We start from the raw sequence: 22,646 nt of genomic DNA, 5'->3' as shown, positions 1-22,646 counted from the left end.
GGAGGCTTATTATGAAAAAGAAAATTTTGGCAGCATTGCTGGCAGCAGCAATGACAGTGACAATGCTTGCTGGATGCGGCGTTCCAGGAGGCGGAAAAGAAGAAGGCGAATCTTCAGAAAGCAATGAGAAAGTATTCCGTTATTCTACAAGAACGGAACCTACCAGTCTGGATCCGACGAAGAGCAACAGTATCCCAGACAATGAGATTCAGCATGCAATTACGGAAAGTCTTGTGCGGAACACCGGAGGAGAAGTATATCCGGGTGTAGCAGAGACCTGGGAAGTTTCCGAAGACGGTCTTACCTATACTTTCCATTTGAATCCGGATGCCAAATGGAGTGACGGACAGCAGATCAAAGCGCAGGATTTCGTGTACAGCTGGCAGAGACTGATGAACCCGAAAACAGCAGCTCCATACGCATTCATCGGAGAATACATAAAGAACGGTTATCAGGTTGAAAAAGGACAGATGGATCCATCTGAACTTGGGGTTGTCGCTCAGGACGATACGACGCTTGTCGTGACGCTGGAGCATCCGACAGCATACTTTTTGAGTATGATCGGAGCTCAGGCACAGTTTGCACCGCTTCGCCAGGATATCGTAGAAAAATACGGAAAAGATTTTGCGGCAGACGCAGAGAAAAATATTTATTCAGGTCCGTACAAACTGACCAGTTCCAAAAATCAAAAATGGGTATTTGAGCCAAATGAAGAGTACTGGGATGCAGATTCCATTAAACTTGACCGAGTAGAACTTAGCTATGTACAGACTCAGGATACAGCGCTTGCGATGTATGAGGACGGCGAACTTGATTATGTAGAACTTCCATCCGCAGCTGTCCCAACTTATGAAGGAAAAGACAACGTTTTCCGGAATGGAAATGTGGATTATTTTTACTTTAACTGCAGCAATCAGTATCTTTCCAACAAGAATTTAAGGCTTGCCCTTAACTATGCGCTGAACAGAAATGATTACAATGATCTTGTAAACAATGGTATTAGTGCACCAAGCGCTTCACTTGCTTTCAGCGGCCTGAAAGGTGTGGAAAAGACGTATGGAGAGGAATCCACGCTTCAGTCTTATCCGCTTGACGGAGACGAGGCAAAGGCAAAAGAATATCTGAATACAGCCTTGTCTGAACTTGGACTTTCCAATCCTTCCGACATTTCCCTTTCCATCACGACGACAGATGCGGAGACATCCAAAAAACAGGCGGAAGTATGTCAGGAAATGTGGACCAAGACGCTGGGAATCAATGTGACGATCCAGCAGGTAACATACAATGAAGTGCTTAGCAGACAGCAGAGCGGCGATTATGAGATCGCTTGGGGAGGCTGGGGATCAGACTACGATGATCCATACAGTTATCTGGAACTTTTCAAATCAGGCAGTTCTTATAACTACAGCAGATATAAAAATGATCAGGTAGATCAGCTTTTGGAAGCTTCTCAGCAGGAAGTAGACGCGAAAGCCCGTATGGATATGCTTCATCAGGCAGAACAGATTATTATTGACGACGGTGCATTCCTTCCGCAGGCAGAACGTGTAATCCATTATCTGCTGGATGATGACATGAAGGACGTAACATTCTTCTATTGCAGTGTCAACATCGATTGGGTTCACGCAGATGTAGAAAAATAATCATTCATGAAATAGAATGAAAGAATCGAAGACCGCTGCCCGGCAGCAGACTGGGCGGCGGATTCTTTCGCTTACGGTAGGAGGATGAGAAATGCTCAAGTATATTATAAAGCGTGTAATAGCAGCGGTTCTGACGATCTGGGTACTGATCACAATTGTGTTCTTTCTTGTGCGTCTGATGCCAGGTACGCCTTTTACGAGCGCAAAGCTGACGCCGGAAGTTGCGGCGAATATGGAAGCGTACTATGGGTTTGACAAACCGCTTATTGTACAGTATCTGGTGTATATGGGCAATTTGCTTCAGGGGAATTTCGGATATTCCATGAAATTTACAAACAGAACGGTCAACGATATCATCGGAGAAACATTCCCGTTTTCTGCGGATCTTGGGATCCGTGCTTTGGTACTTGCAGTATCCATTGGCCTTGTCCTGGGAATTATCTCTGCGAGAAACAGAGGAAAGAAACTGGATTTCTTCTGTGTCATCATCGCGGTGCTTGGAACAAGTATCCCGGACTTTATCATGGGTGCGGTACTCCAGTATCTTTTTGGTATCAGATGGGGACTTCTTCCGGTTGCAAAATACGAAGGGATCGAATACACGATTCTTCCGGCCTGCGCGCTGGCATTCTATACGCTGGCATCCGTCTCGCGTATCATGCGTGCAAGCATGCTGGAAGTTACGCAGCAGGATTATATTAAGACAGCCCGTTCAAAAGGGGTGTCAGATTTACGGGTAACGTACAAACATCAAATACGGAACGCCATCATGCCGGTTATGACGGTGCTTGGGCCGACAGTAGCGTCCGTACTTACAGGTACATTCGTATTGGAATCGATTTTTGCCATTCCAGGAATGGGAAAATATTACGTGGAAAGTGTTTCAAACAACGATTACTCCATGGTGCTTGGGATGACGATATTCTACGGTATTTTCCTTGTAACATGTAACTTGATTGTGGATATTTTATACGGTGTAGCCGATCCGCGTGTACGTATTGGAAAAAGGTAGGTAAGAGATATGGCAGAATTGAAAAAAGAATCATTTGTTATACGGGGAAAAGATGCTGTCCGGATGGAGAGCATCAGCAGGCCGTCTCTTTCCTTCTGGTCGGATGCGTGGAGACGACTGAGAAAAAATAAAAGTGCGTTTATCGGTCTTTGTATCGTTGTTCTGTACGCGCTCCTTGCAATCTTTGCACCTATGTTCAGCCAGTATACACAGTCGCAGATGGATGTAGATGCAAGACATGCAATGTTTTCGGCGGAACACTGGCTGGGATGCGATTCGACCGGGCGTGATATGTGGGTTCGTATCTGGATGGGGGCAAGAGTATCCTTGTCCATCGGTCTGATTTCCGCTGTACTGAATATGTGTGTGGGAGCCGTAGTCGGAGGCCTGTGCGGATTTTACGGCGGCAAACTTGACATGATCGTCATGCGTCTTGTGGATGTCCTTTATGGAATACCGAGTCTTATCATCACAATTCTTGTCATGATGGTTCTCGGAAAGGGAATTACCCCTCTTATTGTGGCAATGTGCGTTGTGGGATGGATTGGAACATGCCGTTTCGTACGAGGCGAGGTGTACCGCTTGAAGGAACAGGATTTTGTGTTGGCGGCAAAGGTTTTGGGTATTCCAGATATAAAAATTATTTTGAGACACATTATTCCGAATATTCTGGGACTGCTTGTGACGAATCTGTGTATGGCTATTCCGGGAGCGATTTTCCAGGAAGCCTTTTTAAGCTATATCGGGCTTGGTATCGTTCCGCCGGACTGCAGCTGGGGCGTTATCTGTAAAGAGGGAATTCAGTTCCTGAGATATTATCCGCATGAAATACTGGTTCCAGCCTTCTTTGTCTGCACGACGATGCTGGCGCTGAATCTTTTAGGGAACGGTCTTAGAGATGCGGTTGACCCGAAACTGCGAGGAACGGAATAGGAGGACTGAAAAATGTCAGAAAACGATAAAATACTGGAATTAAAAAATGTCGTGTACTCTTTCCGAACATACGGCGGGGAGGTAAAGGCTGTCCGAGACGTCAGCTTTGAAGTACGAAAAGGAGAAATTCTCGGTATCGTAGGAGAGTCCGGATGCGGAAAAAGCGTGACGGCACAGTGTATCATGCGTTTGAATCCGGAGCCGCCTGGATTTTTTGAGGGCGGAGAAATTTTCTTTAATGGAAAAGATATTTTGAAAATGAATAAAAAAGAGCTGCGCAACATCCGCGGACGGGATATTGGATTTGTATTTCAGGATCCGATGACATCCTTAAATCCCACTATGAGAATCGGAAAACAGATTGAAGAAGTTTTTCTCGGACGGACGGATATCTCAAAAAGTGAAGTGAAAGAAAAAGCGTTGGAAATTATGAAACTGGTAGGTATCTCAGATGTGGAAAAACGATACCGGCAGTATCCGCATGAACTTTCCGGCGGTATGAAGCAGCGTGTTATGATCGCCATTGCTCTTGTAAGCCGTCCAAGTCTGGTTATTTGCGATGAACCGACGACGTCTCTTGACGTGACGATTGAAGCACAGATACTGGATCTTTTGTTGGAACTGAGGGAAAAGCTTGGCACGTCGATTATCATGATTACCCACGATCTTGGTGTGATCGCCCGGATGTGTGACAGAGTCATTGTCATGTATGGCGGCAAAGTAGTGGAGAAAGGTACGGTCAGCGAAATATTCTATAATACGGCACATCCGTATACAAAAGGGTTAATGCAGTCCATTGCAAAACTGGACACGCAAAAGGGAGAAAAACTGAAACCAATCGAAGGGACACCTCCGGATCTGTTCTTCCCTCCGAAGGGATGCCCATTTGCGGCGCGGTGTGAGTACGCGATGGATGTGTGCAAAGACAATCCGCCTCTGGAATATCAGGTGTGCAAGGAACATGTGACAAGCTGCTGGCTGCAGCATGAGTATGCTCCGGATACGGATATCAAAAAGCAGGGCGCAGTAGCCATAGAGAAAGGAGAGGTAAAATAATGGATAAGAAAGAAAAGAAGCCTCTCGTTCAGGTTAAACATTTATGCAAATATTTTAAAGTGGGAAGACACGCCGATTTGAAAGCTGTCGATGACGTTTCCTTTGATATATACAAAGGCGAAACAGTCGGATTGGTAGGAGAGTCCGGATGCGGCAAATCAACGACTGGCCGATGTATGATCCGTCTCTATGAACCGACAAGCGGAGAGGTCATATACGACGGGAAAGATATTACGAAATTGTCAAAAGCAGAGAAGAAAGAATTCTGCCAGAAAGTGCAGATGATTTTTCAGAATCCATACGCATCGCTCAATTCCCGTATGACAGTGAAAGAGATTGTTGGGGAAGGGCTGAGACAACACGGTATGTCTGCAAAAGAAGCAGATGCCAGGGTTCAGGAACTGTTAGAGACAGTCGGACTGAATAAAGACCATATGTCCAGGTTCCCTCATGAGTTTTCGGGAGGACAGAGACAGCGCATCGGAATTGCAAGAGCGCTTTCCGTCAATCCGGATTTTATCATCTGTGATGAGCCGATTTCCGCCCTGGATGTGTCCATTCAGGCTCAGGTTATCAATATGTTAAAAGATCTTCAGGAATCAAGGGGACTGACGTATCTGTTTGTTGCCCATGATCTGAGTGTTGTAAAATATATTTCAGACCGTGTGATTGTTATGTATCTTGGAACGATAGTAGAGGAAGCGGAGACAGAAGAACTCTATGGAAATCCAAAACATCCATACACAAAGGCTCTTCTTTCAGCTATCCCGGAAGCAGATCCGGATAAGGCAAAGAACAATCGGCGAATCCCGATCAAAGGCGAGATACCAAGTCCGATCAACCCTCCGCAGTGCTGCAGGTTTGCAGAACGCTGTGAGTATGCAACGGAGAAGTGCTTTAAAGAAGTGCCAAAACTCCGGGAAGTTGCGCCAGGCCATAAAGTGGCCTGTCATCTGATGGACAAACAATAAAACAAGAAAGCAGATCCGATGATATCGGAGATGAAAAAAGAATAACAGAGTCAAAAGACACCTGCAGAAAACCTGCAGGTGTCTTTTGTGATTTCGGACGGAAATCATGAGGGCAGTCAAAGGGGAAAATCCTCCGATGGCAGGATATATCCTTTCTCCGGGTGCTGAAATGGATTTGGAACATTGACTGTCAAAAGCTTCACGATTTTATTTGTATGGTTTACCCAGTTGTGCTTTTCATTAGAATGAATCTGGATACTGTCTCCGGGATAAAGGATGTGCTGAGATGAGCCGAGCTGGATTGTGACGATTCCTTCCAGGACATAGATAAATTCTTCGCCGGAATGGCTGTACATCTCCAATTCCTCTTCGTCTGTGTTTGCCAGAGGCATAAGAAGAAAAATTCGGGGCAGAAAATCATACGCTTCGATATCGTGGCTCAAAAAACTCTGTATGATCTGTGGGCTGACCGGTATCGTTTTGCGCGAAAAACTGTGGACTACCGGATCTTCCTTCAGCCCCTCTTCCGTATCGCTGAAAAAGCTGTTGAAGCTTACCCCGAGAACGGAAGCAATTTTGTCCAGCGTATCGATTGCGATAGAAGACATACCGCGTTCCATCTGGGAAAGAAAGCCGATGGACAGATCGGTCATCTCCCCAAGCTGTTTTAAAGTTAACCCTTTCGCGGTGCGGAGAGATTTGATTTTTTCTCCAATTGCAAGATTTTGACTCATCGTCCATCCTCCTTCTTCTTTCTTGAAATACTGACAGTATAAAAGATTTTTATTTTTACGTCAAGATTGCCTGCGTCGGACCTGAATTTCATGATAGTGAAAAATATAACGATAAAAAAGGAAAATACTTCATAAAAGATAAAAAACTAACAAATTATAACAATAAAATACAAAAATAGAAAAACAAATTTTCATAAAAATGAAAAATAATATTGACAAAGGTGTGAAAAATGCTATAATAAATTCAGAAACTAGAACGCGGTCTATATAAGTTGCACAAAGAACAGGAGGTTTAGCCTTGAAAATCAGAAAGTCATTTCACACCATCGACACACATACGTGCGGGGAACCGACGAGAAATGTGATCGGAGGAGTCCCGCCTATACCGGGGAAAAGTATGGAAGAGAAAATGGAATATATGGCCGGGAAAGGAGACTGGATACGGAAGCTTTTGACATTCGAGCCAAGAGGAAACGAGGTAATGTCCGGTACGATCATTACGGAGCCTTGCAGGGAAGAAGCGGATTTTGGCGTATTGTATTTTGAAGTCGGAGGCTGGATGCCAATGTGCGGACACGACACGATCGGGGTCGGTACAGCGCTTGTGGAAGCTGGGATGGTGGAAGTAAAGGAACCTTACACTTACGTGACGCTGGATACAGCGGCAGGGCTTGTCAAACTGAAAATCGAGGTAAAAAACTGCTCAGCCGTGAATGTCACATTCGTCAATGCGCCGGCGTTTGTCCTTGCGCAAGATGCGGTTGTCGAGACGGAAAGATATGGGAAAATTCATATGGATATCGCGTATGGCGGAAATATTTACGCGATCATCCCTGCAGAACAGGTGGGGCTCCCTATTGATCCGGAACATGCATCAGAACTGGTAAAAGCGGGAAATTACCTGAAAAAAGAGATCAACCGCACCATACCGGTACAACATCCGACGCTGGCTTTCGAAAATCATGTGACTCATATTGAGTTTTATGAACCTTCCGGACAGCCGGACGGAGCGGTTCGAAATGCAGTGATTATCCCTCCGGGCGCGGTAGACCGTTCCCCTTGCGGCACAGGCACATCGGCAAAACTTGCCGTGCTGGCAGCCAAGGGACAGATAAAAAAAGGCGGGTCGTTTATCCATCAGAGTATCATTGGGGCACAGTTTTTGTGTAAATACCTGGACGACGCCGAAGTGGCAGGACGCCCGGCAGTTGTGCCGGAAGTGACCGGGAGAGCCTGGGTAACGGGAATCCATACTTTCCTGCTTGACCCGGACGATATTTTCCAGGAAGGATATCAGCTGGCTTAGCATAAGACGGAAGTGGAGAAGAAAGAAGGAGACGTCATGGAAGACAGAAGAGTGAGAGAGCATCCCATTCTGGGGATACAGGAAGAGAATTTTGTGGAAATCACAGTGGACGGGCAGACGCTTCGTGCAAAAGAAGGGGAGACGATCGCGGCGGCGCTGCTTGCAAATGGGATTCAGATCCACCGGTATACAGCAAAAAAACATGAGCCAAGAGGTATTTTCTGCGGTATCGGACAATGCACAGACTGTGTTATGACGGTAGATGGAAATCCGAATGTACGGACATGTATAACGCCGGTAAGGGCGGGGATGACGATTGAGACACAGCAGGGTTACGGAAAGCGAGGAACCGGAAGATGAAACGAGAAGTGGTAATTATAGGAGGAGGACCGGCAGGGCTTGCGGCAGCCATCGAGGCGGAAAGTCGCGGGTGCGACGTCCTTCTGGTAGATGAAAACCGGCGGGCAGGCGGGCAGCTGTTTAAACAGCTTCACAAATTTTTCGGATCAAAAGCTCACAGCGCCGGGGTGCGGGGAATAGATATCGGAAGGCAGCTTTTGCAGAAAACGGAAGAATTGAATGTGGAAGTATGGCTCAACAGTCCGTGCATCGGGATTTTCAGCGATAAACGGGCAGCCATTTTGCACAACGGTGTAACTGAGGTTGTGGAGGCAGAAAAACTGTTGATCTGTACCGGGGGAGCAGAAAACCCGCTTCGGTTCCCAGGTTGGACGCTGCCTGGAGTGATGGGGGCAGGAGCCGCACAGACGATGGTCAATGTGGGGAGAGTACTGCCTGGAAAGAGGATTTTGATGGTGGGTTCCGGAAATGTAGGGGTGATTGTGGCTTATCAGCTGATGCAGGCCGGAGCGGATGTTGTGGGAATTGTGGAAGGGATGCCGAAGATCGGCGCCTATGGAGTGCATGCGGCGAAAATACGTCGGGCCGGAATCCCGTTTTATCTTGGATATACGATCAAAGAGGCCAAAGGGACGGATAAAGTAGAGAAAGCTGTCATTGCACAGTTTCAGGGCGGAAAGATTGTGGAAGGGACGGAACTGGAAACAGATGTGGATGTGATTTGCGTGGCAGTCGGGCTTCGGCCGCTTTCCGAGCTGGCTCAGATGGCGGGCGTACGTCATGGGTTCGTCCCGGAACTGGGTGGATTTATGCCGCTGCACGATGAGAATATGGAATCCAGTGTACCTGGAATTTATGTGGCTGGAGATACGGCCGGAGTGGAAGAGGCAAGTACGGCAATGGATGAAGGAAGGCTGGCAGCCGCGGCAGCAGCACAGGCACTGGGACATTTTCCGGATGAAGAGGCAGAAAAGAGAAAACAGGAAATACGGGATCGCCTGGAATCTCTTCGCCAGGGACCGTTTGGAGAGAGAAGAATGGCGGCGAAAGAACGGATTGTCGGGAAAGGAGTTTGACATATGGGCACAGAAAAAGGGATTATCTATGATGGCTATCCATCTGCGGAGGAAATACGGCAGGCAAACGGATGGCCGGAAGAAGAGCGTTGGGAAAAAGGACCGGTAGCGGTTGTCGAATGTGTGCAGCAGATCCCGTGCAATCCTTGTGAGGGAGCATGTCCGTTTCATGCCATTCAGATTGGGAACCCTATTACAAATACACCGCGTGTCGATACGGAAAAGTGCGTGGGCTGCGGGATGTGCGTAGCGGCGTGTCCGGGTCTTGCGATTTTCGTGGTGGACAAGTCTCTCGGAAACGGGCTTGCAGCAGTCAGTTTTCCGTTCGAGTACGTGCCGCTTCCACAAAAAGGCGACCAGGTGGATGCGCTCAGCAGGGCAGGGGAGTTTGTCTGCAAAGCAGAAGTCATAAAAGTCATGAACCCGGAGAGAAACGATCACACGCCGGTTATCACATTGGCTGTTCCAAAAGAATATGCCGATCAGGTCCGGACGATGAGAAGGCTGCGGCTTCCGGAGAAGGGAGAAGGATTTCACAAGGCAGAAAAGGACGAGATTCTGGATGATGATGTGATTGTCTGCCGGTGCGAGGAGATCACAGCCGGAGAGATTCGAAAAGCGATCCGTGAGTACAAGGCGACAACGGTCACGGAAGTGAAACGAAGAGTCCGCGCCGGCATGGGACTTTGCCAGGGGAGAACATGCGGAAAGATCGTTGCCAGGATGATCGCGGAAGAAACCGGGAAACCGATGAGTGAGATACTGGGAAGTACGGACAGACCGCCGGTGCGCCCGGTAAGCTTTGGGGAATTGGCGGCAGATAAGGAGGAAAGCGATGATGAGCGGGACAATGTATAAGACGTTTGATGTGGCGGTAATCGGAGCAGGATCCATCGGTTCCTCGGTTGCGTATTTCAACGCCAAAAAAGGGGCTCAAGTCGTTCTGATTGATGCGGGCGATATTGCGCAGTCTACGAGCAGCCGCAGCGACGGAAATGTGCTTGTATGTGACAAACAGCCGGGATTTGACGCTATATTTGCAAAGGCAAGCCAGGATATGTTCCCGGAGCTTTCCAGGGAACTGGACTATGATCTGGAGTGGAAGCAAAAGGGAAGCCTGTTCCTCACTGAGACGGAAGAGGAATTTGAGATTGCCTCAAAATTTTGCCAGGACATGAAGGAGTGCGGGATCTCCATGCGTATGATGGATCAAAAAGAGATCCAGGACGATGAACCCCTGCTGGCAAAAGATATCTATGGAGGGTTGGAGACGATATCCGACGGTTCTGTCTATCCAATCGGGCTGGCTTACGGGCTGGCGTTAGGAGCGGAAAAGAAGGGAGCCATCCTCTCTCTTCATAATCGCGTAACGAATATTGAAAAACAGGAGGATGCGTTCCGGATCGAAACGGAAAACGGTACGATCCTCGCCAGGAATGTTGTGGACGCCTGCGGCGTGTGGGCTCCGGCCATCGGGGCCATGGTAGGACTTCCGATTCCCATCCGGCCAAGGCAAGGGCAGATTCTTGTGTCGGAACAGACTTTCCAGGTGGCCAGGAGAAAGGTACACGAGTTTGGCTACATGCTCACGAAATTTCAGTCTGGAAGCTACAGAAGGCCGGTCTCTGAACGGGTAGAAAAACATGGAGTTGCGTTTGTGTTTGAGCCGACGGCATCCCACAATTTTCTCATTGGTTCTTCCAGGGCTTTTGCCGGGGAAGACATTTCCTCGGAGATTGAAGTCATGAAGGCCATGGCGGAACGTGCCATCCGATTCTTTCCGGTTATAGCAGACATCAAAGTGATCCGTTCCTACAGCGGACTGCGGCCGTATACGCCGGATCACATGCCGATTGTGTCCGGGACCCCGGTGGAAGGATTCTATATTGCAGCCGGGCACGAAGGAGATGGGATCGGGCTTGCCCCTATCACAGGAAAAGTCATGGCAGATATGATTGCGGGAGAAGCGCCGTTTATGGATCTGTCCCCGCTTCGCTACGACAGATTTTTTTCAAAAGAAGAAAGATAAAAAACAGTCCATTTCGTATATCAGGAGGTAAGATATGAATCCATTATTTTGCGGAGTATACGCAGTTGCCGTCACACCATTCCAGAAAGACGGTACCTTTGATTATGAGTCAGCCAAAAAAAATCTGGATTGGCTGATCGAAAACGGAGTCCAGGGCGTCTGTATTCTCGGAGCCACCGGAGAGTATCAGAGCATTTCGGATGAAGAACACATGGAGTATGTAAAAGAGATTGTTCCTTATATCAAGGATCGCACAAGTGTGATCGTGGGAGCATCCAGAGAAAGGCCGGAGGATGTTGTAAAACTTGTAAAAAATATCAAGGCATGCGGAGCCCACGCGGCCATGGTGCTCCCTTCTTTCTACTGCCACCCTGCCCAGGATGAGATTGTGGAACATTACCGTTATATAGAAGAACAGACCGAGTTCCCGATCGTGGCATACAATAACCCGGGATCTGCCGGGATCGAGATCGGGCAGGAAGCGTTCAGAAAAATCCTGGCCCTTCCTTACACAGCCATCGTAAAAGAATCCAGCGGGACGATGCAGAAACTGACGGAAGTACTCCTGGATGCGCCGAAAGAAGTGTCCGTCTTCTGCGGATGCGACAATCTGGCGTATGAAAGCTTTGCGGACGGCGCATGCGGATGGATCTCCATGCTGGCAAACGTTGCGCCAAGGCAATGTGTGGAACTGTATCGGTCGGTATGCCTGGAAAAAGACCTGGAAAAAGGGATGCAGATTTACAAGGAGATCCTCCCTGCTCTCAACGTCCTTGAGTCTTTCCCGAAACCGGTACAGGCTTTGAAATATGGGCTTGGTAAAAAGGGACTGAACGGTGGTTTTGTGAGAAGGCCAAGGATGGAACTTACCGGGGAAGAGAAGTCCTATGTGGAAAGAGCAATGCAGTTTGAAAAACTCAGATAAATGCAGGAAAGGAGAAAACAGATATGGAAATCCGCAAATTATTTATTGACGGGGAATGGGTAGACTCCCAAAGCGACGCGTATATTGAGATTGAAAATCCTGCTACCCATGAGATCATCGCGAAAGTGCCAAGAGGAAACGAAAAAGATGTGGATCGGGCGGTAGAGGCAGCCCGCAAGGCGTTTGAAACATGGCAGTATACGCCTCTTGAGACAAGGCTGGATCTGATGGGAAAGGTTGTGGAAGGGCTGAAAAGCCGCAGGCAGGAACTGATCGAAACCATCACAAAAGAGCTGGGCTCTCCGTACAAAGTTTCGGCGGAAGTACACACAGATCCTTTCCTTTTGGAGGCGTCCCATTATGTGAAAGTGGCCTCAGAATTTACATATGAGCAGAGAAGGCAGACATCAGTTGTGAGAAGAGAACCAGTAGGGGTAGTGGGAGGACTTACACCGTGGAATTTCCCTCTGGAACAGATTGAAAAGAAAGTGGTGCCGGCACTTCTGGCAGGAAACTGCGTTGTGCTGAAACCAAGCCAGTTCACTCCTCTTACGGCTTACATTCTGACGGAAGAGATTGAGAAAGCGGGATATCCGCATGGGGTGTTCAATCTTGTGACCGGGCGCGGAGGAGAAGTCGGGAATGCGCTGGCTTCCCATAAAGATGTGGATATGATCTCCTTTACCGGATCCACAGATGCCGGAAGAGAAGTGGCGAGAAAGGCTCTCGTGAACATCAAAAAGCTGGCGCTGGAACTGGGAGGAAAATCTGCAGCCATCCTTCTGAAAGGCGGAGACTGGGAGGGCGGTATTCGGACGGTTCTCGACACCGTTGTCCCAAATGCAGGGCAGACGTGCAATGCGCTTACCAGGCTTCTTGTGCCGGAAGATGAGCTTTCCAGGGCGGAAGCAATCATTTTGAACGAGCTGAAGGATTACACATACGGACCGTCTGACGACTGGACGGTGTCACAGGGACCTCTTTCCTCAAGAAAACAGTTTGACAGGGTAAGAAAATATATTGAACTTGGCCTTGAAGAGGGGGCACGGATGATTGCCGGAACAATCCCGGAAGACAATGGCAGTTATTATGTGGAACCGGTCGTATTCAGCGACGTGAAGCGAGATATGCGGATTGCCCAGGAGGAAATCTTTGGACCGGTACTTGTGGTATTGCCGTACCGGACGGTGGAAGAGGCGGTGGAAATCGCCAACGACAGCATATACGGGCTTGCAGGAGCGGTGTTTGGAACAGAGGAAGAGGCAAACAAGGTAGCCCGCCAGATGAAGACCGGAACGGTCTATGTCAACGCCGGACAGTGGGACGTGGCATCCCCGTTTGGAGGATATAAACAGTCTGGTCTCGGAAGGGAAGGCGGCGTAGAAGGCTATGAAGAATTCCTGGAAGTGAAAACAATCTATGACAGATAAAACAAAAAGAAGGGTGCATCCAGGCGGATGTGCCCTTCCTTTTTGCTTTATCTGTCACTTGTCTCTTTCAGGGAGAAATCCTTCAAAAATAAAATAGTCAAAGGTTCGCTCGCAGGCGTACAGTTCCCGGACGGATTTTACAGTCCAGGCAAAACACGGAATCCCAAAGAGCACCCGGCACAAGGTCAGGGAAATCGCAGCTTTTGCGTGGTGATCGTAGGCGATGAAATCCGGCTTGGTAAGGAAATTCAGGAGCAGATGGCGTGGAAAATAGTACACAGGATGGAATTTCCCGTCATCCCTATGAAAATTCATCGCCAGCTGTCCACGACAGATGTCCGGACGGAATTTCCGGTACCACAAAAGTGCCAGAGGGTGGAATGATTCGATACAGTAAGTTCCCGGGTACGTGTCCAGAATCTGTGCGGTTTTCCTGCAGACAGCGCTCCCAATCTTTTTATACTTGATTTCCACGATCAGCGGTACTTTCCCGTCCACAATTTTCAGAACATCTTTCAACAGAGGGATTCTTTGGTCGGTCCCAAGGACGGGAAAGCGGCACAGCTCCTCGTATGTGCATTCATCCACATCTTTTTCGATGCCGCAGATCCTCTTTAAGTCGAAGTCATGGGCTACGACAACCTGACCATCTTTCGTAAGCTGGACATCCATTTCGATCCCATAACCATGGTCCGCCGCAGCCTGGAATGCTGCCAGCGTATTCTCAGGGATCCCATTCTCAATATTGTGGAGCCCCCGGTGCGCAAAATAAAGTCCCGGCATTCTCTTTGCCCGCCCAATGAGCCGCGGTGTAATGGAAAAGAGATAGGCAAGGCCAAGTGCAGCAGCGTGTGTCAAGACAGAAAAATTTTTTCTATTCATAACCTTCCTCCTGAGTGTAAAAAATCTTATGACAAAACATCCTGCAAGCAATGTGTACGGATGAATTCCTCTGCTATCATCATAGCACAAAATCAGAATGATGGTGCGAATTGTTTATAGATTTTTCATTGGAGATTCCAGGGGGGCTCTGTTATACTATACAGAGGGGAATCAGCATTCCCGTGTTTAGAAAAAGCCAACAAAGGTTTTGAGGAAAAAGAGGTGTAAGTCAATGAATGAGAACTTGAAAACTTCTGATCTGGCTCTGGAACTTGGCCGTGGATTGGAAAACAGCGCGGAATTTACAGCATTGATGAACAAATATAAATGTGCGATCATGGAAGTGGAGACAAAGCTTAACGTATTGAATGCGGAGTTCTCCCTGAACTATGACCGCAATCCTTTTGAATCTATCGAGACAAGGCTGAAATCTCCGGAGAGTATCCTGGAAAAGATGCAGCGCAAAGGATTTGAGCTGACGTTGACCAGCATCGAAGAGAATCTGTTTGATGTGGCTGGGATCCGGGTCGTATGTGCGTTTCAGGAAGATATCTATAAGCTGGCAGAGCTTTTGACAAAGCAGGATGATATCCGCCTTTTGCGGACAAAAGACTATATCAAGCATCCGAAGGACAACGGATACCGAAGTCTCCACCTGATACTGGAAGTGCCGATCTTTCTGGCAGACGGCAAGAAATATATGAAAGTGGAGGTGCAGTTCCGCACGATAGCCATGGATTTCTGGGCAAGTGTGGATCACAAGCTGCGGTATAAAAAAGTGATCGAAAATGAAGAACAGATCATTACAAAGCTAAAACGGTGTGCCAATGTCATCTCACGTCTGGATCAGGAAATGCAGGATATACGCAATATGATCGAGAAAAGTGAAGCGGAAAGTTCCGTGCATAGAGAAGACCAAAAAAGCGGCATACTAGATGATAAAGAAAAGAAAAAAGCGGTATAGCGCAGGAACGACAGAAGGAGTGAGCGTATGGACGGAAAAAGATTAGAAGCATATGAAGTGCTGGAACAGAAACGACTGGAAGGCATTCAGTCGGACGGAACGCTTTTGCGTCACAAAAAGAGCGGAGCAAGGCTCGTACTTATCGAAAATGATGATGAAAACAAAGTATTTACAGTGGGATTCCGGACACCGCCGGAGGACAGCACAGGACTTCCACATATTCTGGAACACTCCGTGTTGTGCGGATCGAGAAATTTTCCGGCTAAGGATCCGTTCGTTGAGCTGGTAAAGGGATCACTCAATACATTTTTAAATGCCATGACCTATCCGGACAAGACGGTGTATCCGGTGGCAAGCTGCAATGACAAAGATTTTCAGAATCTGATGCATGTATATATGGATGCCGTTTTTTATCCGAATATCTATGAGAACGACAAAACATTCCGCCAGGAAGGATGGAGTTATGAGCTGGAGAGTGAAGATGCAGAACTAAAATACAATGGAGTTGTGTACAATGAGATGAAAGGTGCATTTTCATCTCCGGAAGGTGTTCTGGACCGTATGGTGCTGAATTCACTTTTCCCGGATACAGCGTACTCAAACGAGTCCGGAGGAGACCCGGATGAGATCCCGTCCCTCAGCTATGAACAGTTCCTGGCTTTCCACAAAAAGTATTACCATCCTTCCAACAGCTATATCTATCTGTACGGAAATATGGATATGGAAGAGAAGCTTGCATGGCTGGATGAGATGTATCTGAGCAAGTTTGAAAAAGAAGAGATCGACTCGGCTATCAGGATGCAGAAGCCATTTGAAAAAACAGTAGAATGGGACCGTGAATACTCGATTTCCAATACAGAGTCTGAGGAAAATAATACGTATCTGTCTTACAATAAAGTGGTGGGAACAAGCCTTGACAGAGAGTTGTATATGGCGTTTTCCGTACTTGATTATGCACTTTTATCCGCCCCGGGAGCACCTCTTAAAAAGGCACTTTTGGATGCAGGCATCGGCTACGATGTGACAGGCTCCTACGATAACGGCATATATCAGCCGATTTTTTCCGTGATCGCAAAGAATGCAGAGCTGTCGCAGAAAGAAGAGTTTGTCCGTGTCATTGAAGATACGCTTCGGAAGATTGCAGAGGAAGGCATGGATGAGAAGGCCCTGACAGCAGGGATTAATTACCATGAATTCCGTTACCATGAAGCGGATTTTGGGAACTATCCGAAAGGGCTGATGTACGGCCTTCAGATTTTCGACAGCTGGCTTTACGATGACAGCAAGCCGTTTATCCACATCGAAGCGTTGGATACCTTTGCATTTTTGAAAAAACAGATATCTACCGGTTATTACGAAACACTCATTCGGGAGTATCTGCTCGACAATCCGCACGCATCCATCGTCACGATCAGTCCGAAAAAAGGGCTGACTGCAAAACATGACAAGGAACTGGCTGAAAAATTGAAAGCATACAAGGAAAGCTTGTCTGAGGAGGAGCTCGCAAAACTTGTGAGAGATACAAAAGAGCTCAGGGAATATCAGGAAGAACCTACTCCTGCCGAAATCCTGGAGAAGATTCCGGTGTTGGAAGTAAGCGATATTTCAGAGGAAATCGCTCCGATCTTCAACGAAGAACTTAAAGCAGGGGATGTGCCGTTTATTTACCATGAAATCGAGACAAACGGTATCGGATATCTGGATATTCTCTTTGATCTCAGAACGTTGACGCAGGAAGAAATCCCTTATGTAGGGCTTCTTCAGGCGGTGCTCGGTATCATTGATACGGAACACTATGAGTACGGAGAACTTTTCAACGAGATCAATATGCGCACCGGCGGAATTGAGACTTCTCTTGAGATGTATGCGGATGTGACGAAAGTAAAAGAAAAAGAATACCGGCCGACATTTGAGATAAAGGCAAAATCACTGTACGAAGGGCTTCCGTTTGCCTGCTCCATGATGAAAGAAATTTTGATGCATTCTGTTCTGACAGATGAAAAACGTTTGAAAGAGATCGTGGATATGCTGAAGTCCAGACTGCAGATGAAATTCCTCTCCGCCGGACACACAAGCGCAGCGCTTCGGGCAATGTCCTATAATTCGCCGCTTGCAAGGTTCAAAGATATGACAAACGGAATCGAGTACTACGAGACTGTGAGCAGGATTGCGGATCATTTTGAGAAAGAAAAAGAAAAACTGACAGCCTGTCTGACGCATCTTGTAAAAAAGATATTCCGCAGGGAAAATATGATGGTAAGCTACACAGCTTCCAGGGAAAGCCTTGATCCGGTACTTCGCGAGATGGAGGAGTTTGCGGGTGCACTCTGCACGGATGAGGTGGAAAAGGGTGGATTTACCCTTGTTTGTGAGAAGAAAAACGAAGGGTTTATGACATCTTCCAAAGTACAGTATGCTGCAATGGCGGGCAATTTTATCGAAGCAGGACAGCAGTATACGGGGGCGCTCCAGATTCTGAAAGTGATCATGGGGTATGAATATCTCTGGCAGAATATCCGTGTTAAAGGCGGCGCGTACGGCTGTATGAGTAGTTTCAACCGGCTGGGAGAAGGATACTTTGTGTCCTACCGGGATCCTCATCTGAAAAATACGCTGGATATCTATAGAGGAGTGACGGAATACCTTCGGAATTTCTCAGTAAGCGACCGAGATATGACAAAATTCATCATAGGAACCATCAGCAATATGGACCAGCCGATGACACCAGCCATAAAAGGAGACCGTTCCATGAATCTGTATATGAACAGAGTATCTGCCCAGACGATCAAAGAAGAACGTCTTCAGGTGCTGCATGCAACACAGGAAGATATCCGTGCGCTGGCAGATATTGTGGAGAAAGTGATCGATGCAGAGCAGATCTGCGTCATTGGAAACGAAGAGAAAGTAGAAAAAGAACAGGCTGTATTTAAAGAAGTGAAAGCATTGTTCTAACAATAAAGGAGAAGAGACGTTGACGGACGAAAGACAATATAAATCAGGTTTTGTAACATTGATCGGAAGGCCGAATGTCGGGAAATCCACGCTGATGAACCGGCTGATCGGACAGAAGATCGCCATCACATCCAACAAGCCTCAGACGACGAGGAACCGCATACAGACCGTTCTTACGACGGATGAGGGGCAGATTGTTTTTGTGGATACACCGGGTATCCACAAGGCAAAAAATAAACTGGGGGAATACATGGTCAATATTGCGGAAAGGACCCTCAATGAGGTAGACGTCGTGCTTTGGCTTGTGGAGCCTACGACCTTTATCGGGGCGGGAGAACAGCACATCGCCAAACAGCTGAAAAAAGTCCATACCCCGGTTGTACTTGTCATCAATAAGGTGGATAAAGTCAAAAGAGAGGATCTGCTTCCGTGTATCGCCGCGTACAAGGATGTCTACGACTTTGCAGAGATTGTCCCGGTGTGTGCAAGGAGCGGAGAAAATACGGATGAACTGGTAAAAGTCATCATGCAGTACCTTCCGTACGGACCACAGTTTTACGATGAGGATACGGTCACAGACCAGCCGGAACGGCAGATTGTGGCGGAGCTGATCCGTGAGAAAGCACTTCACAGCCTGAATGAAGAGATTCCGCATGGAATCGCGGTTGTGATTGACCGGATGAAATTCAGACAAAGCCCAAAAGGAACGATAGCGGACATCGATGCGACGATCATCTGTGAGAGGGATTCCCACAAGGGGATCATCATCGGGAAACAGGGCAGTATGCTGAAAAAAATCGGCAGTACTGCACGGTATGAGATCGAGAGACTTTTGGACTGCAAAGCAAACTTAAAGTTATGGGTCAAAGTAAAAAAAGACTGGCGTGACAGCGAGTTTTTGATGAGAAATTTTGGATACCGGGAAGAAGAATAAGGACAGAGAGAATCGGAAACCCTACATCCATATACGGATGAAGAGGTGATACGATGAAAGAAACATACTGGGCACGGTTCGAAGAAACCGGGAAGGTGGAAGATTATCTGACTTATAGACGGATGAAAGGAGAGATCCTGGAAGACAGTCGGTATCGCAGCAGGAAGGATGAAAAAGGTGAATCAGACGATTACCGTGACAGGGATGATCCTGTCAGCCATACCGATCGGGGAATACGATAAAAGGATTGTGATTCTGTCCAGGGAACGGGGAAAGATTTCTGCATTTGCCAGGGGAGCAAGAAAACCGGGCAGTATGTTGATGGGAACAACCAATCCTTTTGTGTTCGGTACATTTTCCTTGTATGAGGGGAGATCCTCCTACACACTGAAGCAGACAGATATCCAGAATTATTTTGGAGAGCTCCTCACGGATATTGAGGCGGCATATTATGGATTTTATTTTCTGGAGTTTGCGGATTACTGCACAAGGGAAAATAACGATGAGACAGAGATTCTAAAACTCTTATACCAGACGATGCGAATCGTTGTGAAACGGAGTATTCCGCTGCAGCTCATCCGCTACATATTCGAGCTGAAGATCATCAGTCTCGGAGGAGAAGCACCGAGAGTGTTTGAGTGCAGCGGATGTGGAAAAACAGAGGATATTTTCTGGTTCAGCGCAAGAAAGGGAGGACTTCTGTGCGGAGGATGTCAGGGAAAGGCGGAGGATGCGATACCCATCCAGAAGTCGACAGTATATGCCCTGCAGTTTATTGTGGCAACTCCGGTTGAAAAACTGTATACGTTTACCGTGAGCGGCGAAGTGCTCTCCCAGCTAAGCCAGGTATCCCGCCGCTATATGGATGTGTATGTGGGCCACCACTTCAAATCAATGGATATGCTGAAGCTGGTTTAAAGTGACTTTGCATCCTTTATACCGTGTAAAAGCTTGCAAAACAGCAGGTTTTCCCTTATAATGAAAACAATTTAGGAAAGAATGTGAGGTAGAGGACGATGGTAGAAAAAACAATGGAAAAAATCGTGGCTCTTGCAAAGTCAAGAGGATTTGTATATCCTGGGTCTGAAATTTACGGCGGTCTTGCAAATACATGGGACTATGGAAATCTTGGAGTGGAACTGAAAAACAATGTAAAGAAGGCATGGTGGAAGAAGTTCGTCCAGGAAAACAAGTACAACGTAGGTGTAGACTGTGCGATCCTGATGAATCCGCAGACATGGGTTGCATCCGGCCATCTTGGAAACTTCAGCGATCCGCTTATGGACTGTAAGGAATGTAAAGAACGGTTCCGTGCAGATAAGATGATCGAGGATTTCGCAAAAGAACACAATATTGAACTTACGGAGAGTGTGGATGCATGGTCCCATCAGAAGATGATGGATTTTATCAATGAGCATGAAATCCCGTGTCCAAGCTGCGGCAAGCACAATTTTACAGAAATCCGTGAATTTAACCTGATGTTCAAGACTTTCCAAGGTGTGACAGAAGATGCAAAGAACGTGGTATATCTTCGCCCGGAAACAGCACAGGGGATTTTTGTAAACTTTAAGAATGTACAGAGGACATCCAGAAAGAAAATACCGTTTGGTATTGCTCAGATCGGAAAATCTTTCCGAAATGAGATCACTCCGGGAAACTTTACATTCCGTACACGTGAATTTGAGCAGATGGAGCTGGAATTCTTCTGTGAACCGGGAACAGACCTTGAGTGGTTCCAGTACTGGAAAGATTATTGTATCGGATGGCTCAAAGGGCTTGGAATGAAAGACGACGAGCTTCGCGCACGTGACCATGAGAAAGAAGAACTTTCCCATTACAGCCGTGCAACTACGGACCTTGAGTTCCTCTTCCCGTTCGGATGGGGCGAACTTTGGGGAATTGCTGACCGTACAGATTTTGACCTTACACAGCATCAGAATGTATCCAAACAGGATATGACATATTTTGATGATGAAAAGAAGGAAAAATATCTGCCGTATGTCATCGAGCCGTCACTTGGAGCGGATCGTGTCGTTCTCGCATTTTTATGTGCGGCATACGATGAAGAAGAGCTGGAAGGCGGAGATGTGAGAACAGTCCTTCATTTCCATCCGGCACTTGCACCTGTAAAGATCGGTGTACTTCCGTTGTCCAAGAAGCTCAATGAAGGCGCAGAGAAAATTTGTGAAGAACTCAGCAAATATTATAACTGCGAATTCGATGACCGCGGAAATATTGGAAAACGTTACCGGAGACAGGATGAGATCGGTACACCGTACTGTGTGACATACGATTTTGAATCCGAAGAAGACGGAGCAGTGACGGTGCGTGACCGTGACACAATGAAACAAGAAAGAGTCAAGATTGAAGATTTGAAAGCATATTTCGAAAAGAAATTTGAATATTAAAAAGCAGGCCGGAAGTGACAACGCTTTCGGCCTCCTTTGGTTTTAGGAGAGAAAAATGTACCCGGAAATTCATTATAAAAGAGACGGACAACAGATAACAGTGTGCGGATGTTACGGACAGGATCCGGAAGTTCGCCTTCCGGATAGGATAGAAGGTCTCCCGGTTACGGCTATCGCCGCGTACGCTTTTGCACAGACGGAAGAAGAGAAGGGACTTTCGGTCTTTCGGGATGACGCCTGTTTCCGGACAGAGAAAGAAGAACGCCTTTGCGGCGGACGGGTCACAAGTGTGGCGCTCCCGGATTGGACTGAAAGGATCGGAAATTATGCTTTCTACCGCTGTTTTCGGCTGAAAGAACTGGAGTTTACAGATTCTCTCGTGGATATCGGCGGCGGTGCGTTTACCGGATGCCAGCTGGAGCGAATACGGATTTCGTGCAGGAACTCCCAGAAGACATGTCTGAAACAAATTCTGGAAGAACAGCGCTTTTTGCTGGACGTCAGAATCCGGTACGAAAGTCCGGACGGCAAGACACAGACGGCTCATCTCATCTTTCCGGAACACTATGAGGAAGCGGTGGAAAATACACCTGCAAGGATCGTATCTACGCAGTACCATGGTTCCGGAGGAGATTACCGGCAGTGTATCTACAACAGAGAAATCCGTTATGAGGAATATGACGCGCTGTTTGAGAAGGCAAAAATCCAGGAGACAAAGGAGACGGCTGTAAAGATTGCGGTTGCAAGAGTGACGGAACCATACAGGCTTGGCCAACGTGCAAAGGAAGATTACGCTGCTTTTATCAGAGAAGAATGCAGGACAGCCATGAAGATCATTTTAAGTGACGAAGATGAAGACGTTCTCCGCATTCTTTTGCAGGAAAGAGTCTTTCAGGAGATGGAGATGAAAGAGATGCTGGATGAGACGGCAAAGGCAGGACATACGGAATTCACGGCGATCTTGATGGAGGCAAAGAGAAAGATTGCTCACGGTACGAAAAAGAAATCGTTTGATTTGTAGAGGAGGATCA

The 22,646-nt window shown here is 47.3% G+C and carries 21 protein-coding genes; 19 read left to right on the top strand and 2 right to left on the bottom strand.

The features are described 5' to 3' along the window. Positions 1-11: 11 nt before the first annotated feature. The 5 genes from FLB61_RS02075 (at position 12) to FLB61_RS02055 (ending at position 5,615) form a co-directional block, all read left to right on the top strand. Positions 12-1,643 carry a peptide ABC transporter substrate-binding protein gene (locus tag FLB61_RS02075; RefSeq protein ID WP_087201871.1) on the top strand — a complete coding sequence of 544 codons (1,632 nt, stop codon included), beginning with the start codon at positions 12-14 and terminating at the stop codon, positions 1,641-1,643. A gap of 91 nt (positions 1,644-1,734) precedes the next feature. After that, on the top strand, positions 1,735-2,655 hold the full coding sequence (locus FLB61_RS02070; RefSeq protein ID WP_087201869.1) for an ABC transporter permease: 921 nt from the start codon (positions 1,735-1,737) through the stop codon (positions 2,653-2,655). Between the two features lie 9 nt (positions 2,656-2,664). Continuing rightward, positions 2,665-3,588: an ABC transporter permease gene (locus FLB61_RS02065; protein WP_087201867.1), complete on the top strand. Its 924-nt coding sequence runs from the start codon at positions 2,665-2,667 to the stop codon at positions 3,586-3,588. A gap of 12 nt (positions 3,589-3,600) precedes the next feature. Beyond that, a complete protein-coding gene (locus tag FLB61_RS02060) occupies positions 3,601-4,644 on the top strand; it encodes an ABC transporter ATP-binding protein (RefSeq protein ID WP_221919260.1) in 1,044 nt (347 codons plus the stop codon). Continuing rightward, positions 4,644-5,615, top strand: a complete 972-nt coding sequence (locus tag FLB61_RS02055) for an ABC transporter ATP-binding protein (protein WP_087201863.1) — start codon at positions 4,644-4,646, stop codon at positions 5,613-5,615. Before FLB61_RS02060 ends, FLB61_RS02055 begins: the two co-directional genes overlap by 1 nt. 116 nt (positions 5,616-5,731) lie before the next feature. Here FLB61_RS02055 and FLB61_RS02050 read toward each other — a convergent pair whose 3' ends face one another. Beyond that, on the bottom strand, positions 5,732-6,349 hold the full coding sequence (locus FLB61_RS02050; protein WP_087201861.1) for a helix-turn-helix domain-containing protein: 618 nt from the start codon (positions 6,347-6,349) through the stop codon (positions 5,732-5,734). A gap of 298 nt (positions 6,350-6,647) precedes the next feature. Between FLB61_RS02050 and FLB61_RS02045 the strand changes: the two genes are divergently transcribed. The 7 genes from FLB61_RS02045 to FLB61_RS02015 are packed head-to-tail and all read left to right on the top strand — an operon-like array spanning position 6,648 to position 13,475. Continuing rightward, a complete protein-coding gene (locus FLB61_RS02045; RefSeq protein WP_087201859.1) occupies positions 6,648-7,655 on the top strand; it encodes a proline racemase family protein in 1,008 nt (335 codons plus the stop codon). A 36-nt stretch (positions 7,656-7,691) separates the two neighbouring features. Further along, a complete protein-coding gene (locus FLB61_RS02040; RefSeq protein ID WP_087201948.1) occupies positions 7,692-8,015 on the top strand; it encodes a (2Fe-2S)-binding protein in 324 nt (107 codons plus the stop codon). Further along, entirely contained in the window at positions 8,012-9,091 is a 1,080-nt protein-coding gene (locus FLB61_RS02035; RefSeq protein WP_221919259.1) for an NAD(P)/FAD-dependent oxidoreductase, read from the top strand. The genes FLB61_RS02040 and FLB61_RS02035 overlap by 4 nt, the downstream gene beginning before the upstream one ends. A 3-nt stretch (positions 9,092-9,094) precedes the next feature. Continuing rightward, positions 9,095-9,949, top strand: a complete 855-nt coding sequence (locus FLB61_RS13175; protein WP_087201855.1) for a (2Fe-2S)-binding protein — start codon at positions 9,095-9,097, stop codon at positions 9,947-9,949. Beyond that, positions 9,927-11,120: an NAD(P)/FAD-dependent oxidoreductase gene (locus FLB61_RS02025; protein ID WP_087201853.1), complete on the top strand. Its 1,194-nt coding sequence runs from the start codon at positions 9,927-9,929 to the stop codon at positions 11,118-11,120. Before FLB61_RS13175 ends, FLB61_RS02025 begins: the two co-directional genes overlap by 23 nt. Before the next feature lie 34 nt (positions 11,121-11,154). Further along, on the top strand, positions 11,155-12,045 hold the full coding sequence (locus FLB61_RS02020; protein WP_087201851.1) for a dihydrodipicolinate synthase family protein: 891 nt from the start codon (positions 11,155-11,157) through the stop codon (positions 12,043-12,045). A gap of 23 nt (positions 12,046-12,068) precedes the next feature. Then, the gene (locus FLB61_RS02015) at positions 12,069-13,475 is read left to right on the top strand and encodes an aldehyde dehydrogenase family protein (RefSeq protein WP_087201849.1); all 1,407 of its coding nucleotides are present in this window, start codon (positions 12,069-12,071) and stop codon (positions 13,473-13,475) included. Positions 13,476-13,529: 54 nt separating this feature from the next. Here FLB61_RS02015 and FLB61_RS02010 read toward each other — a convergent pair whose 3' ends face one another. Next, positions 13,530-14,357, bottom strand: coding sequence for a glycerophosphodiester phosphodiesterase family protein (locus FLB61_RS02010; protein WP_087201847.1), 828 nt, complete (start codon positions 14,355-14,357; stop codon positions 13,530-13,532). Between the two features lie 232 nt (positions 14,358-14,589). On the opposite strand from FLB61_RS02010, the gene FLB61_RS02005 reads away from it, so the two are divergent. From FLB61_RS02005 to FLB61_RS01975, 7 genes are all read left to right on the top strand, one after another. Beyond that, on the top strand, positions 14,590-15,321 hold the full coding sequence (locus FLB61_RS02005; protein WP_087201845.1) for a GTP pyrophosphokinase: 732 nt from the start codon (positions 14,590-14,592) through the stop codon (positions 15,319-15,321). Positions 15,322-15,348: 27 nt separating this feature from the next. Next, entirely contained in the window at positions 15,349-18,273 is a 2,925-nt protein-coding gene (locus FLB61_RS02000) for an insulinase family protein (protein ID WP_221919258.1), read from the top strand. 19 nt (positions 18,274-18,292) lie between these two features. Next, the gene (gene era / locus FLB61_RS01995) at positions 18,293-19,207 is read left to right on the top strand and encodes a GTPase Era (protein WP_087211592.1); all 915 of its coding nucleotides are present in this window, start codon (positions 18,293-18,295) and stop codon (positions 19,205-19,207) included. A gap of 53 nt (positions 19,208-19,260) precedes the next feature. Next, positions 19,261-19,449, top strand: a complete 189-nt coding sequence (locus FLB61_RS01990) for a hypothetical protein (protein WP_144018254.1) — start codon at positions 19,261-19,263, stop codon at positions 19,447-19,449. After that, positions 19,385-20,125 (top strand): DNA repair protein RecO, encoded by a 741-nt coding sequence (recO, locus tag FLB61_RS01985; protein ID WP_221919257.1) that lies wholly within the window; start codon positions 19,385-19,387, stop codon positions 20,123-20,125. The genes FLB61_RS01990 and recO overlap by 65 nt, the downstream gene beginning before the upstream one ends. Positions 20,126-20,223: 98 nt before the next feature. After that, positions 20,224-21,615, top strand: a complete 1,392-nt coding sequence (locus tag FLB61_RS01980) for a glycine--tRNA ligase (protein ID WP_087211595.1) — start codon at positions 20,224-20,226, stop codon at positions 21,613-21,615. 55 nt (positions 21,616-21,670) lie between these two features. After that, positions 21,671-22,636, top strand: coding sequence for a leucine-rich repeat protein (locus FLB61_RS01975; protein ID WP_221919256.1), 966 nt, complete (start codon positions 21,671-21,673; stop codon positions 22,634-22,636). Positions 22,637-22,646 lie beyond the last annotated feature (10 nt).

The organism is Sellimonas caecigallum, from assembly GCF_019754295.1.
GTDB lineage: Bacteria > Bacillota > Clostridia > Lachnospirales > Lachnospiraceae > Sellimonas > Sellimonas caecigallum.
The sequence above is the reverse complement of the archived record's forward strand: the minus strand, read 5'-3'. Positions and strand labels throughout refer to the sequence as shown.